Origin of the sequence: Brevibacillus fluminis (assembly GCF_003710825.1) — a bacterium.
GTDB classification, from domain to species: domain Bacteria; phylum Bacillota; class Bacilli; order Brevibacillales; family Brevibacillaceae; genus Brevibacillus_D; species Brevibacillus_D fluminis.
Genome location: NZ_RHHQ01000004.1, coordinates 433,039 through 445,580, shown reverse-complemented (window position 1 = coordinate 445,580; position 12,542 = coordinate 433,039). Strand labels below are relative to the sequence as shown.

Genomic DNA, 12,542 nt, shown 5'->3' with positions numbered 1-12,542 from the left:
TTATGACTGGCTCCCGTCAATGCGTAATCAGGGTGAAATGATCCACGTTGAGCAGCGGGACGACATCAAACACGTCCAAACGCGCGCAATGACGGACATCATCCGCGAACCCACTGTCGCGCAGCTCCCGTCCGCTGCCACAATCCCAAATTAACTCCGAAAGCCTTGGCGCGGCTTGCTGGAAAGCGCCGAGACAGACGAGCGCCTCCGGTGATTTACTGCCGGTCAGCTTCGACAGGATCGCACCCGCTCCCAAGTAGTCTTCTATCGCCGGCCGCAGCTCATTTTCATTGGCTTGCGGGTCCCGCCAATGCTCGCCGCAGGCAACCACGGTGATTGCGGCGCCTGTCAGCTTTTGCAATCGATTCGCCTGATTCGCGACAGCTGTGGCATTCAGCAAACAGCCAACGAGCAGCGCGGGTACCTCTGCGGCGATTCGCGTGCAAGCCGCTCCGTTCAATGAGCAGAGGACAAATCGGTTGCTTTGATGCTGCGGGCCGAAGGAAAGCGGAGAAAGCGACGGGGTGCCGGTCCGAACCGCCTCCGCTCTGCCGAGCATCAACTCTGCACCGATCGACTCCGCATATGCGAGGGCCGCGTCATTGATCGGCGGAGGAAAGGGATAGAGGATCGCCCCCATGCTCGCGGCCGTCACTACCGTTGACGAAAAGCTCAGCACATCCACGATGATCGTGATGTCCCCCCGCTCGGCAGCCTCGCGCGCACCGCGCTTGCCCCATTCCACCTTGCAGTCAAATCCATTTTGCGCAAACATAGTAACAACTCCAATCGATAGGAAAGGTAGCGAACTTGACCAATTATGGCACAGCAAATCAGGAGAAAATAGACTTATATTGAAGATTTTGTTATGATTTTGAATGGGTTCTGGAAAGTTTAATTTACATATATTGGTATAAAAATACGTGCGATAATCTTCACTGTGAGCGGTATTCACACTTACTTAAAAACTGAAAAATCAGTCAACTACAGCAGGAAAAGAGGCGGTTTCATTCTGGTTCCAATTCGAAATCGACAAGTAGACCTACGCGAAAGGGAAGTGCGCTCATGGTGAAAAAAATCTTTTGGGAAGATCCTTATCAAACCAAGCTTGATACCACGGTCAAAACGGTGGAAGGAAATGAGGTTACGCTTTCCGAGACGATTTTATATGCTTTGGCAGGCGGTCAGGAAAGCGATGCGGGCACAATCGGCGGATATCCGGTACTGCAAGCTCGCAAAGCGGGTCAGGAGATCGTGTATACGCTGGAAGATGGGCACAGGCTAACTCCTGGCATGGCAGTTAGCACCGAGGTTGATTGGGACAGGCGATACAAGCTGATGCGCCTGCATTTTGCTGCGGAAATCATTTTGGAGCTCGTGTACCAGAATTTCGGGCCGATCACCAAGATCGGGGCCCATATCGCACAAGAAAAGGCGCGAATCGATTTTGAGTGGGAAGAGAATATCGCGAATTCGTTCACGCTCTTGACGGAAAAAGCGCATGCGCTGATTGGGGCAGATCACCCCATCATAAGCGCTTTCAGCGATCCCGAGGTGGAGCGTCGGTATTGGGAAATTTCCGGATTTGCCCGTGTTTCTTGTGGAGGAACGCATTTGAAGCGGACAGGCGAGGTGGGACAGCTCCGTTTGAAACGAAACAATATCGGAAAAGGAAAAGAACGTATCGAGATCACGCTTGTCCAGCCGGATGTGACTGGATAGGATCGTCCGCGCAGCGCCCAAAGTGCCGCGCGGCTTTTTTATTCACGACGCCGTCTCCCCGCTTTGCGGCAGCACGCTGCCAGCTCGGGCATCGTTTCGGGCGAAAAGACGCATCTGCAGCAATTCTTCCAGATCAGCGACTTGCATAATGAACAGCTCGACTTCCTCACAAGAATACCCCGCTTCCGCAGCTCTTTTGCCTAATCTCGGCAATGAAATGCCGAATTGGCCGGGTTTATGGGGATGAAGTGTCAGCTCTCCCAGCGTAACCGTGAGACCGAGAGCATGAGCATGGAAGTCATCCAGCTCCTGCCGTAAAAAGGGCAGGCTGATCGGCACAAACAAGCTTGGGGTATGCCAATCCAGCTCGCCCTTTTGAAAAGTCAGCACGTACCAAAGCGGAGCGAGATGCCCGTCGAAATAATCGTAATAAACTGATGCATTCATCGGATCACCATCCCTCTGTAATGTTTCTGCTGTCGCTGGATTGCCCGTTCATACAGTGCTTTCGTTTCATCCGACCAATCTTGCGGCAACGATTTTTTGTAACGGCTGCGCATTTCGGCGACAAGCTGATAGTGGGCCTCGCCGGAATAATTGCGGCGATGAATTTGCTCCCATCGTTTCCGCGCCAATTCATGTGTCACCGCGAATTCGGTTGCTAGCAGGTGGATGATGTCTTGTTCCAGCTGTGGGAGAGTGAGCGAACGAATCATGAAAAAAGGAAGGGCTGCGTATAGCTGGAAATGGCCTGCTTGTTCTTCCTGATGCAACCGCTGGTGGGATGACATCCCGAGCTGGTCGCCATGATGCAACAACGGATGGCATAGCTCGTGGAAAAAAATTTCGCGTGTCTCCAGCACAGGTTTGTCTGCATTCAGAAAGATCGCCGCAAGCGAGTCATCCCAAAGGGCTTCCTCCTTAGCTCCGGGCAGCAGGATCACCTTGATATGGAAGGCGTTGGCGATATTGTCGATTGTAAGATCAGCAGGGGTTAAAATGCCAACGGATTGATATTTTGCTTCGACCCAATCTTCGAGCACGGTAGGTTGGTAGTGTGCAAGCATCGTAATCCCCCTCCCTGAATCGGAACGTACGTTCTGTTTTGTAGCCAAAAAATAGAGCTCATGTTGATGAGCTGTATCGAACAAAAGACGAGCATGCCCTCGTTTACAATGGAGGATTCATTTGCCGTCTTTACCTTTTAGGCTGCGAAAAATCTCCAATTGGAGTTTCATCTGCTTTTCTAAATATTCGCGTTCCTCTTCACTAATCCCTTCCGGAAATTCCAAAAAAGCCCTGTTGACTTTTTCAGCCTGAACATGTAAGCCACCCTCGTCCGCTTGTCCCTGTGAATCGGATAGCCCAAGAAGCCAGTCGATGGAGCAATGATACATTTTCGCTATTTTGGAGAGCGTTTCTTTGTCCGGTGAGCGGTAGTCCCGCTCATAGTTGGAGACCACTTGAGAGGATACCCCCAGCTTCTCGGCAGCTTGAGCCTGTGTCCAGCCACGCTGCTCACGAAGCTTTTTAATTTTTTCGCCAAGAGTCAATGGGATCACCTCCATATGTATTGTACCATGTGTAAACGTAACGTTTAAATAGTTAAACAAAAAGTTTATAAACACTATTGACTAACCGAAACGTTTAGTTTAAGATTTAGTCATAAAGTAAACGATTCGTTTAGCTGAGGGTGGAAAATGAGGCTTCTCAAGAGCTTTCGTGAATTGCTGCCAAAGCCCGATGCTCATCTTCCGGTTTGACATAAATATCGTATTGGGCGAAATCGCTGCGCGGTACAAGCTGGTTCCCTGCCGAGCGGAAATCGGGGTGGCTTCTGGTTCGATAGGAAACGCCATGTGCTTGAAGCTTGGCAGTTAAGTGAAAGTACGCTTCGTTGCCAAAAACCGTATGGACGAGGGTTTTGTAAGGAGAAAACAAGGTCAACAAAAAATCAATGAAAAGGAACATCAGGGATCCCTCCTATCATGAAGGTCAACCGCGAAAAAATCCCCATGCAGATGGGGAGGGGAGATCGTCGAACGTGCCGCTGCGCGTCAGCTACTGAAAAAGCTGTGGCTGGAATGCTTCTTTTTGTAATGGGTGCTACCGTAATGCGAGTGGCCGTGACTCGAATGGTAATGGGTGTTTTTCCGGTGATAAGTATCGCTGCTGCTGTACGTACGGTGCCGGTGGGAAGACGACTTGGAGCTCAGCAAGTGATGCAAGATTTTCTTCAGCATAGAATCACTCCTTTACAATCTGTCTGTCACTACAGTTATACGGAGTATTTGGAAATAAGTTTCGATTGATAGGTTGAAAACAAGAAAAAAATACAGGGGGATGAGGAAATGGATAGCATGTCGATGGAAAAAAGAAGCCGATTGATCGAAGAAGTGTGTGAGAAGTGCCCGGCGACCTGCTGGGGACAGAAAAGCATGTGCAACGTGCACAATCTGCATGTCGGCAAAATCGAGAGCTGCCCGGAATGGGAAAAACTCGGCGAAGCTGTTGCCGAGCATGCGACGTCAGCCATTGACCGAACCGATGGTGTCGTACAAGCAGCGAAAGTGGCTTTTGACAGTTATACCGACATGGTTATGCGGGCAGAAGAAGAGATTAAAGACTATTCGTTCAATTTACGCGAAATCGAGCGAATTCGCCTCTCGCTGGAAGAAGTGGGCGGATCGCTCGGCAGCGCGTATGGCATCGAAGCCGCGCTGCCGAATGGAAAAGGGACGACCAGTGACAAAACGCAGCGGGAGGTCGTGCGTCGCGAGCGAAACCAAAAGCGGCTACAAAAGCTGACGGAAAGCATTCTGCGGGTGGAACAAGCGATGGAGCGGATCGCCAGCGAGCGCGAACGCATCGTCCTAGAGTGCATCATGGAGGGTATGCGAATGAACGTCATCGCCAAGCATCTCGGCATCTCCCGCTCACATTTCCACGAAATGAAACGCAATGTAATCAAAAAAATGGCACTCGCCATGTACGGAAACGATCAGCTGCAAGCCGGCTGATCGTTTTTTTGTCGCCTACTGCCCCTCTACCACTGCTTTGAGTGCATTCAAAATGGCATTATCGCCGTCTTCATCCGAATCCTGTTCGGAAGCTCCTGGCCTGTTATCGGTCTGCTTGATCGATAGCAAGGTGGACTGGTCTTTATCTGTCAGTGAATAGCTCATCATGAAGTAATTCTCCGGCTTGTCTTCCAATCCAGGGCGAGGAGCGAATAACGTGTACGTGATCAATTGGTGGGGCACCACTTCCAAAACCGTTCCCCATTGCTCAAACACAGTGCCTTCCCATTCGACGCGAAAACGAATTTCGCTGCCGACCTGCCAATCTGTAATCAGTTCGCTGCCATACTGCCACTTCTTGACCAGTTCAAGATTGGTAAGAGCTTCCCAGACGTTTTCCGCCGGAGCCTGAATTGTGATGCGGGATGTATGCGTGGACATGAGAATCCTCCTCATTACAAGCGATTGCCTTACCATGTTCAAGCTTTTATTCGACACCATAAGCGATTGCTCCTTGCAAACTGGACAAATCGGACAGTTTGTTTCATAAGAACGGATCTGGCAAATTTCGTCCGCGAAGGCAAAAAGTTTTATACTGAAGCCAAGCGAAAGATAAGATCAACTCCTCACCGAAAGAAATGCAGAGGAGTCATTTCGCGAAACAGCTTTCATCCGTTTGGAGCTGAAAGAAAAGCCAGCGCGGTTATGCGTTGGCTTTTTGTTTTGGAGAAATCCTTCAATGTTGAGCGGATGGTGGCTTTTCAAGTCGAGCAATGGAAAGGAGGGAATGATCTTTGGGAAGCCGAGAGCGGGAGCTGTCCTGCATTATCGACCTAGTGCGTGCAGCCTATCCCGGATTACCGATATCCGATCAGCTCGATCTGTGGATGGCGGGGGCATTTGAGCCGCCGCTCGCGTTCGTCCTGATCGAAAATGTCGCGGAAAAAGGCAACACCTTGACCAGCTATCGGGTAATCGCTAAGGCGCGCATTGCCTTGCATCATCCGAAGCGAATCGAAAATGGGACGGAACGGTGCGATCCGCTATCCCCGGAGCCGCTGCGCCAGCTTCTGGTAAGCGAGCGTTTCAGTTACCGGGGCCCGACAGACGGACTGTTCATCCATATCGAAGGAGCGACGTTTCAGGTAACGAAAGAAAAGAAGGATCGGACGGATATCACATTCGAGTTCGAGTACACGGTTCCGATCCCGCGCGAGCAGTCGCCAAAAATCAATGATTTTGAGTTGGAAAGCGAGGTATGAGAAATGCGTAAACCGGTAAAACATGCTGAAAATCTGCAAGCTGCGGCGTTCACCGCCACGAAACAGGAATGGATCGAGCGGGCCGCGGCTCTCGCAGCAGAACGCTTCGAGGTAGCGGGTGCACTATATCATGAGCCAGCAACCGCCCAATTGAGCGAGACAGCCGTAAAGGACAAATTGAAAATATACAAGGAAGGTGCAAATAAATGACCATTCAACGTGAGAGACCAGGTGTTACCGTAGAGCTGATTGCCAAAGCGCAGGAGCGCGTTTTGCCGAAAAGCGGAGTCGTGCTGGTACCGTACCAGGCGGAGTGGGGGGCACCGGATACATTGATCCGGATGGCCGGCTTTGAAGAACGTGTGGCTGAAACATTCGGTGAAATCGATGTGCTGGAGCTGGCGGCTGCGAGCGGCGCGACCGTCATCGGCTTCCGCATGACCGATGCAAACACTAAAACTGCGTCGTATTCCCAAAACGATGCGATCAAAATCGAGGCCCGTTATCCTGGCACGCGCGGCAACCAGCTGCGCATAAGCATCACAGCGTCCTCGGCAGAGCCGGGCAAAAAAGAGCTGCAAGTCACAGGCGGGATCAAGACGGAAAAGTACTCGTTCGCGACCGCTGAAGAGCTGGTCGGCAAAACGGCAGAATCACTGCACATTCGCGTGACCAAGCTCGGAACAACGTCCGTAACAGATGTTGCCGAAACGTCGCTTTCCGGTGGAACAACCGGCACGGCTGCTTTGACCGCAGCCGATTTCACCAAGCTGTTCAGCGCGATCGGCGGTGCGGATTTCGATACGTTGTACCTACCGAGCGCCGATCCGGCTATTCAGGCGGCAGCCAAGCAATTCATGCTTGACCGACGCACGTTGAACAAAAAGATGAGCACGTTAGTCATCGGAGGCAAAGTCGAGGATGATGCCAACATGGCAAAGCACACGGAGCGTTCCGTCGCACAAAATGCGCGCTATGTGATCAACTGCGCCATCGCGGGTGAGCATGTCAGCGGCAAAGACTATTCGAGTCTGCAGTGGGCCGCATGGGTAGCGGGCATGGCTGCGGCAACCCCGGCGCATGTCTCGTTGACCGCCCAGCCTGTACCGTTGAAAAAGGCGCGAAAAGACTGGAGCCATACGGAAATTTTGAGCGCGCTCTACACCGGCACCCTGATCGCCACGCGCGACGGCGACAGCTACCTGATCGAAAGCGCGATCAACACGCTGTCCGTCCTCGGCACAGGAGAGCGCGAAGATTTCGGCAAAATCCGTGTCAGCATGACGATCGACCAGATTCAAAACGATGCTTTGACCGTCGGCAAAAAATATATGGGCAAGCTCCCGAACAACGATCTGGGTGCAGCTGTGTTTGTCGGCGCGTACACCACTTATTTGAAAATCCGCGAAGAACAGGGCGCAATCGATGCTGGCTGGGTGTTCGAGGACACGAAAAACGGCGTAGGCGACCGCCGCAGCTTCCGTTTGGCCGCTCGTCCGCTTGATGCAATCGAATATTTTGACCTTTCCTGGGAGGTGCAGTAATTATGCAACGCGATATCAAACTGAAAAACTGCCAAATTTATAATGACAACGGTGACATCATTGAAGGAACGCTTGAAGGCAAGTTCGTCCTGAAAGCGACCTATGGGGAAGTAAACCGGTTGCAAAAAGGGGCGGTGCAAACCGTAAATGACTGGCACGTCGAGGTCACGCTCAAGCTGACTTCCACGAATGCCGCGCTGAAATACGAAATCGTGGACAAGATGACGCAAGGCAAAACGCCGATTTTGCCGATGCTGATCGGCGAGACTGTCGACAAGGAAGCGAATCACAAAGAACGCGTGAAAATTACGGACATTTACCTCAATCCTGAGGAGCTGACTTTGTGGGAAGCGAAAGCGGAAGGCAATGACAACGCTACGTATGAAATCAAAGGCCGCAGCAACGAAAAGCCGGTATTCCTGGATAAGCTGCCGGAATACTCAGAATAGGCATCGGAAGGGGAAAAAACGATGAGTAAACTGGAAAAATATTTGGCAAAAGCAAACGAACAAGCGTCTCGCAAGGAACTCATAGTCAATGTGGCGGGTGATGAATGGAAGGTGCGACAGCTGACGCTGCAAGAAAGCCGCTCGTGCGAAAGGCTGGCGGAGGTCGGCGACACGATGGACTGGTACCGATATAATGATGCGCGTCTCGTCAAGGCAACCGAGCATGACTTTCCGTGGAACGATCCCGCTCTCCTTACTGCGTATGGGGTCGGCACCAAATTCGAGTTGCCTGCCAAGCTGTTTGACGCTGAACCGGAATCATACGCCAAGCTGCTCGATGCGGTCCGCCGTGTAAACTCCGGCGTAAGCGAAACGGAAGTGGTGGATGAGTTAAAAAACTGATCCGTACCGACGGAGAAGCATGGCACCTTTGCCGCGCCTTTTTGCGCGGTAGGGGCTGTCCGTCGGATTTGGTGGAATATGAGGTCGATCGGTACATGCAAAAGCTGTTTATATTTGCGTGCCAGACGATTGAAGCCGAAGACAGTCAGATGGAGGAATGGGGGTGAAAAGGGATGGATCAAGGAGCAGAACTAGGAGGACAAGCGCGGAAACTGGTCGATATGCAGCGAGACATGCAGAGGGAATTCCAGCGAACCAAGCAAGTGATCAGTCAGTTGGGTTCGACGATGCGGGATGCAGGCAATCAGATGAAGAATTTCGGACGAGATACGACCGCAGCGCTGCACGGATTTAGTCAGCAGACAAAGCGGATGCAGCAGGAACTGCAGAAGCTGCAGCAGAGTATGAGTGATGTCGGGAATATGAACGTGCAGCCGTCGGTCTCGTTTTTAGAAAAGCTGGGCGCTCAGTGGGAAAATTTCAGCTCAAAAATGTGGGCGCAAAAAGATTTTATCCTCGATTTGATGATCGGTACAGACTTTAAAGGAGTCAACTCGGATGTCGAGGCACAGGCAAAAGAACGTAGGCTGTATGCTGCTACCGGTAAAACGCCTGATGAGATGAAAACTTTTGAAAAGAACGCTACCGATCTTGTGCACAAAAACCCCGAAATGACCCTGCAAAAAGCGATGTCTCTCGTGTCAAAAGGGGAAGAGCTGAATGGCAAATATGGCAGCAAGTATGCGTTGAACGCTACGCGCATGGAATATTCCACCGGACGGGACAGCAACGACCTGCTTAAAGCCATGTCCGCAATGCGCGACGCTACGAAAATTGACGACGCTGAACGGATCGGCAACAGTCTCCAGCATATCATCAACAACAGCCGCAATTTGGACAGTGGTGCCCTCATCAGCTTGATCAAAAGCAGCAAAGAGATGAACCAAGTGCTCGATACGCCGGAAAAGATCGCTGCCATGGTTGAATCGATGAACAAGCTGGGCGTAATGTCGATGGACAAAGGTTTTGAGGCGATCAAGGATGCAGCCACGCAGCTGTCAAGCAGCGGCGATTTGGCCAAAGTGCTGCAAACCGGATATGAAGCGAGTGGCAAAAAAACGCCCGCAGAAGCGAAAAGCCAGGCCGAGCGTGAAGCAAAAGAAGTAGAGCAGCTGCTGACATCCGGCAGCAAGGCTGACATTCAGCAAGCGTTCGGTAAGCTGCTGCAAACATTTGCCTCAGTCAAAGATGTAAAGGCGCGCGATAAAATGTTAGATGCGCTTGGCCGCAGTGGTGGCAAAGAGATGCAAGAGAAGCTCGGTCCACTTTTGGCGGAAGCTGGACGTCTGGCAGCAGGCGACACGCATCCGAAAATCGGAAACGAAATGGAGAAATCGTACGAAAAGGCTAAGGCGAACGATTCGTTTTTTGACTATCGGATGCAGCAGAATGAGACAAGGTTGTCGACTGATCAATTCGGTGCCAAGGTGATTCAAGATTTTCATAATGTGCTAACAGTTTTTTCTTCTGGCGTGAAGAAATTAACAGACTCCCTGTCAACTATGCCCGATTCGCTTCGCCAAGCAATGGGCGGAGGTCTGGCCGGGTATATGATCTATCGATATTTTAAGATGGACAAACCAAATGGGCAAAACAAGCAGGATCAGACAGGTAAAGGGAGCTGTTGCTGCGATACGGGCAGTGAGTCGCAGAGCAATGACAAGAAGAAAAAGAAACGAAGCAAACGGAATGCAAGCGATAAAGGCGGAAAAGCGCAAAACACCGGAGGCAAAGGAGCACCCAAGCCAAACGGGAACAAATCAAAACCTGAACCTGTTGAACCGAATGTCAAAAAAGGGTTATTCGGCAGGCTGGCAGGACAGGTCACAAAGCTGGTCCCCAGCAAAGAAAAGTTGGCTGGAGGTTGGGAGGCCCTGAAAGGCTTCGGGTCGAGAATGCTAAACGGTGTGAGACAAACTGCTCCACTAATGAAAAGAGCGATGCCCGCAGCCCTTAGCTCTGCGATTGGAATCGCAACCGTGCTCACTTCCAATAACAAGCTGGACGCCTTGGGGAGGTTGGGCGGAGAAACGATCGGTGGCGGAATCGGAACCGCGGTTGGCGCAGCGCTCGGTTCGGTCGTTCCGGGCTTCGGCACGGTCATCGGCGGTTATGTCGGTGGTGCCGTCGGCAGTTGGATCGGCGGCAAAGGATACGAAATGTTCAAGGGATGGTACGACAAGCCGAGTGAATCGGCAGAAAACGCAATCAGGGAAAAGAAAGCCCTGAGTGAAACAGCTAGCGTTCCGCAGCAAGCAGCAGCGATGCCGCAAACCGGCGTCATGCCAAATCCAGTGCCGTTACCGTCTCAATCTCCGGCGACCAAGCCTGAGGCAAAGCCTACTGCCGTTTCCCTCTCCATCCCGCAGATGCCGATTACGATCAATGCCGAAGGAATTTTGCAAGATGAGGCAGGGTTGCTGCGATTGTTTGGCAAGAGCAGTATCAGCAATCAGATTGTGAAGCTGGTGGAAAAAGGCATGGTGGATGCGTTGGAAACGCGCGGCGGCGTGCCAGGCGGACGTGTAGGAGGGATGCCGGTATGATTCGAATGCAAGGCAAGTATCGTCTGACGTTTCCGGTTACGCCTGGCGAGGTTCATTTCAAAGGATACGGGAATGACATAGAAACGACGACTGCCATCTCGCTGTATGCGAAAAATAGGCTGTCGGCTCATCGGGCCAAATCGATTTCCTTTGACTTTTGGTTGCCTGGCGATCCGGAACACGTGTTGGTCGAGGTTAAAGGGTACCAAGGTCCACGCGAATGGCTGGCTGGTTTGGATCGGCTTGTGGGTACAGAAGTGCTGCTGACGATCGATGAGCTGGATCTGGCGTGGAACGTCCTGATCGGCGCCTGTGACGGCTCCTTTAAAGGGAAACAGGCGGACTATTACGGCTCGATTGAATTGCCCATTTTTATTAAGGATGAATTTGTTAGCTGGTCCAATTCTACACAGGTGCTGGTGCCAGGCAACGTCATCGTACAGCAACGGAAGGCTCGTCCGAATACGACGGGTAAGGTAGCTAAGAAAACGGAACAGGTTGAATTTTCTTTTGTTCAGCCAACGATTCAAGAGTTAAATAAGAAGCGTATTTTCGATAAGAAACCAGATATACGGAAGTGATTCAGATGAAAATCATTTACGGCAAAGACGCGACCCGTATCGACCTCACGAACAAGGTGGTGGAAGCATCATGGTCGTCTTCCCGTGGACAACTCGCACAAAGCTGCGAGTTGCGCGTCCGGGATGCGCCTTCGCTTGAAGCCGCCGGGTTTATCATGCTCTTTTCAGGAGCAGAGCCGAAGGAAGCCGAACAATTTTTCCACGGGCCCATCGTTCGTTGGGAACGGGATGACAAGACTGGCGACATTTCTGCGACTGCCTATGAACTCGGCTGGTATTTAAGCAAGAACGACCTCTCTCGCCCGAAGCTGAACGGAGATGCTGGCAAGGAGCTTGAACGTCTGGTGCGGCAGACCGGCATTCCGTTTTCATGCCCGGCATTTGGGTTTATCAGCAAGGATCGGCTTTCATCCCAATCGTACGCATCGCTCTACAGCTCGCTTACCGAGCAGGCGTATGACAAGTCGGGCATCCGCTATTTCGTCCAGCATGCGCGTGACAAGCTCGCAGTTCTTCCGGAAGGCGGCAATTCTCTGGTGCCGCTGTTTCGGGCGAGCATGTTGCAGTCCAGCAGTATGGGTGAGAGCGTGGAAGAGGTTTATACCGTTGTGACGGTGGAGCGGTACAAAGGTGAAAAAGTCACGAAAATCGTCACGCGCGAAAACACCGCCATGACGGCCAAGCTTGGACGCATGCAAAAGGTGCTGGATGCCGGCGAGGAGCAAAATGTAGAGTCGCTAGCAGCCAAACAGCTAGCAGAGCTGGCGAAAGTACCGCGCACCAGAAGCATTACCGTCCGCCATGAGGACCCGAACGCCGCGAAGCTGCGTGCCGGCTGGCGCATCAAAATAGCAGAGCTGGACGGAAAAATTACCGACTGGATCGTGACCAGCTGTCAAAGTAGCTGGACAGGTGGACAGTACACAATGAATGTACAGCTCGAATGGAGGGGATAG

General features: G+C 51.8%; 16 protein-coding genes. 10 read left to right on the top strand and 6 right to left on the bottom strand.

The genetic code is table 11. From position 1 onward, the window contains the following. Positions 1–16 precede the first annotated feature (16 nt). Positions 17–775 carry a 2-phosphosulfolactate phosphatase gene (locus EDM56_RS04445; RefSeq protein WP_122916669.1) on the bottom strand — a complete coding sequence of 253 codons (759 nt, stop codon included), beginning with the start codon at positions 773–775 and terminating at the stop codon, positions 17–19. A gap of 290 nt (positions 776–1,065) precedes the next feature. Here EDM56_RS04445 and EDM56_RS04440 point away from each other — a divergent pair, with 290 nt between their 5' ends. After that, entirely contained in the window at positions 1,066–1,722 is a 657-nt protein-coding gene (locus EDM56_RS04440) for an alanyl-tRNA editing protein (RefSeq protein ID WP_122916668.1), read from the top strand. Positions 1,723–1,764: 42 nt separating this feature from the next. On the opposite strand, the gene EDM56_RS04435 is transcribed toward EDM56_RS04440, so the two are convergent. The 4 genes from EDM56_RS04435 to EDM56_RS04420 form a co-directional block, all read right to left on the bottom strand. Beyond that, on the bottom strand, positions 1,765–2,169 hold the full coding sequence (locus tag EDM56_RS04435; RefSeq protein WP_183192290.1) for a hypothetical protein: 405 nt from the start codon (positions 2,167–2,169) through the stop codon (positions 1,765–1,767). Then, positions 2,166–2,789 carry an ImmA/IrrE family metallo-endopeptidase gene (locus tag EDM56_RS04430; RefSeq protein WP_122916667.1) on the bottom strand — a complete coding sequence of 208 codons (624 nt, stop codon included), beginning with the start codon at positions 2,787–2,789 and terminating at the stop codon, positions 2,166–2,168. The genes EDM56_RS04435 and EDM56_RS04430 overlap by 4 nt, the downstream gene beginning before the upstream one ends. A gap of 117 nt (positions 2,790–2,906) precedes the next feature. After that, on the bottom strand, positions 2,907–3,275 hold the full coding sequence (locus EDM56_RS04425) for a helix-turn-helix domain-containing protein (protein WP_183192289.1): 369 nt from the start codon (positions 3,273–3,275) through the stop codon (positions 2,907–2,909). A 157-nt stretch (positions 3,276–3,432) separates the two neighbouring features. Continuing rightward, on the bottom strand, positions 3,433–3,693 hold the full coding sequence (locus EDM56_RS04420) for a hypothetical protein (protein ID WP_183192288.1): 261 nt from the start codon (positions 3,691–3,693) through the stop codon (positions 3,433–3,435). Between the two features lie 380 nt (positions 3,694–4,073). Between EDM56_RS04420 and EDM56_RS04410 the strand changes: the two genes are divergently transcribed. Then, positions 4,074–4,742, top strand: a complete 669-nt coding sequence (locus tag EDM56_RS04410; RefSeq protein WP_246009253.1) for a helix-turn-helix transcriptional regulator — start codon at positions 4,074–4,076, stop codon at positions 4,740–4,742. Positions 4,743–4,757: 15 nt separating this feature from the next. Here the strand turns inward: EDM56_RS04410 and EDM56_RS04405 are convergent, their stop codons facing one another. Further along, the gene (locus EDM56_RS04405) at positions 4,758–5,183 is read right to left on the bottom strand and encodes an SRPBCC family protein (protein ID WP_122916664.1); all 426 of its coding nucleotides are present in this window, start codon (positions 5,181–5,183) and stop codon (positions 4,758–4,760) included. 353 nt (positions 5,184–5,536) lie between these two features. Here EDM56_RS04405 and EDM56_RS04400 point away from each other — a divergent pair, with 353 nt between their 5' ends. From EDM56_RS04400 to EDM56_RS04365, 8 genes are all read left to right on the top strand, one after another. Further along, positions 5,537–6,004 (top strand): hypothetical protein, encoded by a 468-nt coding sequence (locus EDM56_RS04400; protein WP_122916663.1) that lies wholly within the window; start codon positions 5,537–5,539, stop codon positions 6,002–6,004. Between the two features lie 3 nt (positions 6,005–6,007). After that, positions 6,008–6,214 carry a hypothetical protein gene (locus EDM56_RS04395; RefSeq protein ID WP_122916662.1) on the top strand — a complete coding sequence of 69 codons (207 nt, stop codon included), beginning with the start codon at positions 6,008–6,010 and terminating at the stop codon, positions 6,212–6,214. Further along, positions 6,211–7,548, top strand: coding sequence for a phage tail sheath subtilisin-like domain-containing protein (locus EDM56_RS04390; RefSeq protein WP_122916661.1), 1,338 nt, complete (start codon positions 6,211–6,213; stop codon positions 7,546–7,548). Before EDM56_RS04395 ends, EDM56_RS04390 begins: the two co-directional genes overlap by 4 nt. A 2-nt stretch (positions 7,549–7,550) precedes the next feature. Further along, positions 7,551–7,997: a hypothetical protein gene (locus EDM56_RS04385; RefSeq protein WP_183192287.1), complete on the top strand. Its 447-nt coding sequence runs from the start codon at positions 7,551–7,553 to the stop codon at positions 7,995–7,997. A 21-nt stretch (positions 7,998–8,018) separates the two neighbouring features. Then, positions 8,019–8,399 carry a hypothetical protein gene (locus EDM56_RS04380; RefSeq protein ID WP_122916659.1) on the top strand — a complete coding sequence of 127 codons (381 nt, stop codon included), beginning with the start codon at positions 8,019–8,021 and terminating at the stop codon, positions 8,397–8,399. Positions 8,400–8,572: 173 nt separating this feature from the next. Beyond that, the gene (locus tag EDM56_RS04375) at positions 8,573–11,005 is read left to right on the top strand and encodes a tape measure protein (RefSeq protein ID WP_122916658.1); all 2,433 of its coding nucleotides are present in this window, start codon (positions 8,573–8,575) and stop codon (positions 11,003–11,005) included. After that, positions 11,002–11,586: a hypothetical protein gene (locus tag EDM56_RS04370; protein WP_122916657.1), complete on the top strand. Its 585-nt coding sequence runs from the start codon at positions 11,002–11,004 to the stop codon at positions 11,584–11,586. Before EDM56_RS04375 ends, EDM56_RS04370 begins: the two co-directional genes overlap by 4 nt. A 5-nt stretch (positions 11,587–11,591) precedes the next feature. Continuing rightward, positions 11,592–12,542, top strand: a complete 951-nt coding sequence (locus EDM56_RS04365; RefSeq protein ID WP_122916656.1) for an XkdQ/YqbQ family protein — start codon at positions 11,592–11,594, stop codon at positions 12,540–12,542.

Excerpts from the sequence above, each read along its gene's own strand:
- EDM56_RS04420 (WP_183192288.1), bottom strand. The coding sequence starts at position 3,693 with ATGTTCCTTTTCATTGATTTTTTGTTGACCTTGTTTTCTCCTTACAAA.
- EDM56_RS04435 (WP_183192290.1), bottom strand. The coding sequence starts at position 2,169 with ATGAATGCATCAGTTTATTACGATTATTTCGACGGGCATCTCGCTCCG.
- EDM56_RS04365 (WP_122916656.1), top strand. The coding sequence starts at position 11,592 with ATGAAAATCATTTACGGCAAAGACGCGACCCGTATCGACCTCACGAAC.
- EDM56_RS04385 (WP_183192287.1), top strand. The coding sequence starts at position 7,551 with ATGCAACGCGATATCAAACTGAAAAACTGCCAAATTTATAATGACAAC.
- EDM56_RS04395 (WP_122916662.1), top strand. The coding sequence starts at position 6,008 with ATGCGTAAACCGGTAAAACATGCTGAAAATCTGCAAGCTGCGGCGTTC.
- EDM56_RS04370 (WP_122916657.1), top strand. The coding sequence starts at position 11,002 with ATGATTCGAATGCAAGGCAAGTATCGTCTGACGTTTCCGGTTACGCCT.
- EDM56_RS04405 (WP_122916664.1), bottom strand. The coding sequence starts at position 5,183 with ATGTCCACGCATACATCCCGCATCACAATTCAGGCTCCGGCGGAAAAC.
- EDM56_RS04410 (WP_246009253.1), top strand. The coding sequence starts at position 4,074 with ATGGATAGCATGTCGATGGAAAAAAGAAGCCGATTGATCGAAGAAGTG.
- EDM56_RS04380 (WP_122916659.1), top strand. The coding sequence starts at position 8,019 with ATGAGTAAACTGGAAAAATATTTGGCAAAAGCAAACGAACAAGCGTCT.
- EDM56_RS04430 (WP_122916667.1), bottom strand. The coding sequence starts at position 2,789 with ATGCTTGCACACTACCAACCTACCGTGCTCGAAGATTGGGTCGAAGCA.
- EDM56_RS04390 (WP_122916661.1), top strand. The coding sequence starts at position 6,211 with ATGACCATTCAACGTGAGAGACCAGGTGTTACCGTAGAGCTGATTGCC.
- EDM56_RS04445 (WP_122916669.1), bottom strand. The coding sequence starts at position 775 with ATGTTTGCGCAAAATGGATTTGACTGCAAGGTGGAATGGGGCAAGCGC.
- EDM56_RS04440 (WP_122916668.1), top strand. The coding sequence starts at position 1,066 with ATGGTGAAAAAAATCTTTTGGGAAGATCCTTATCAAACCAAGCTTGAT.
- EDM56_RS04375 (WP_122916658.1), top strand. The coding sequence starts at position 8,573 with ATGGATCAAGGAGCAGAACTAGGAGGACAAGCGCGGAAACTGGTCGAT.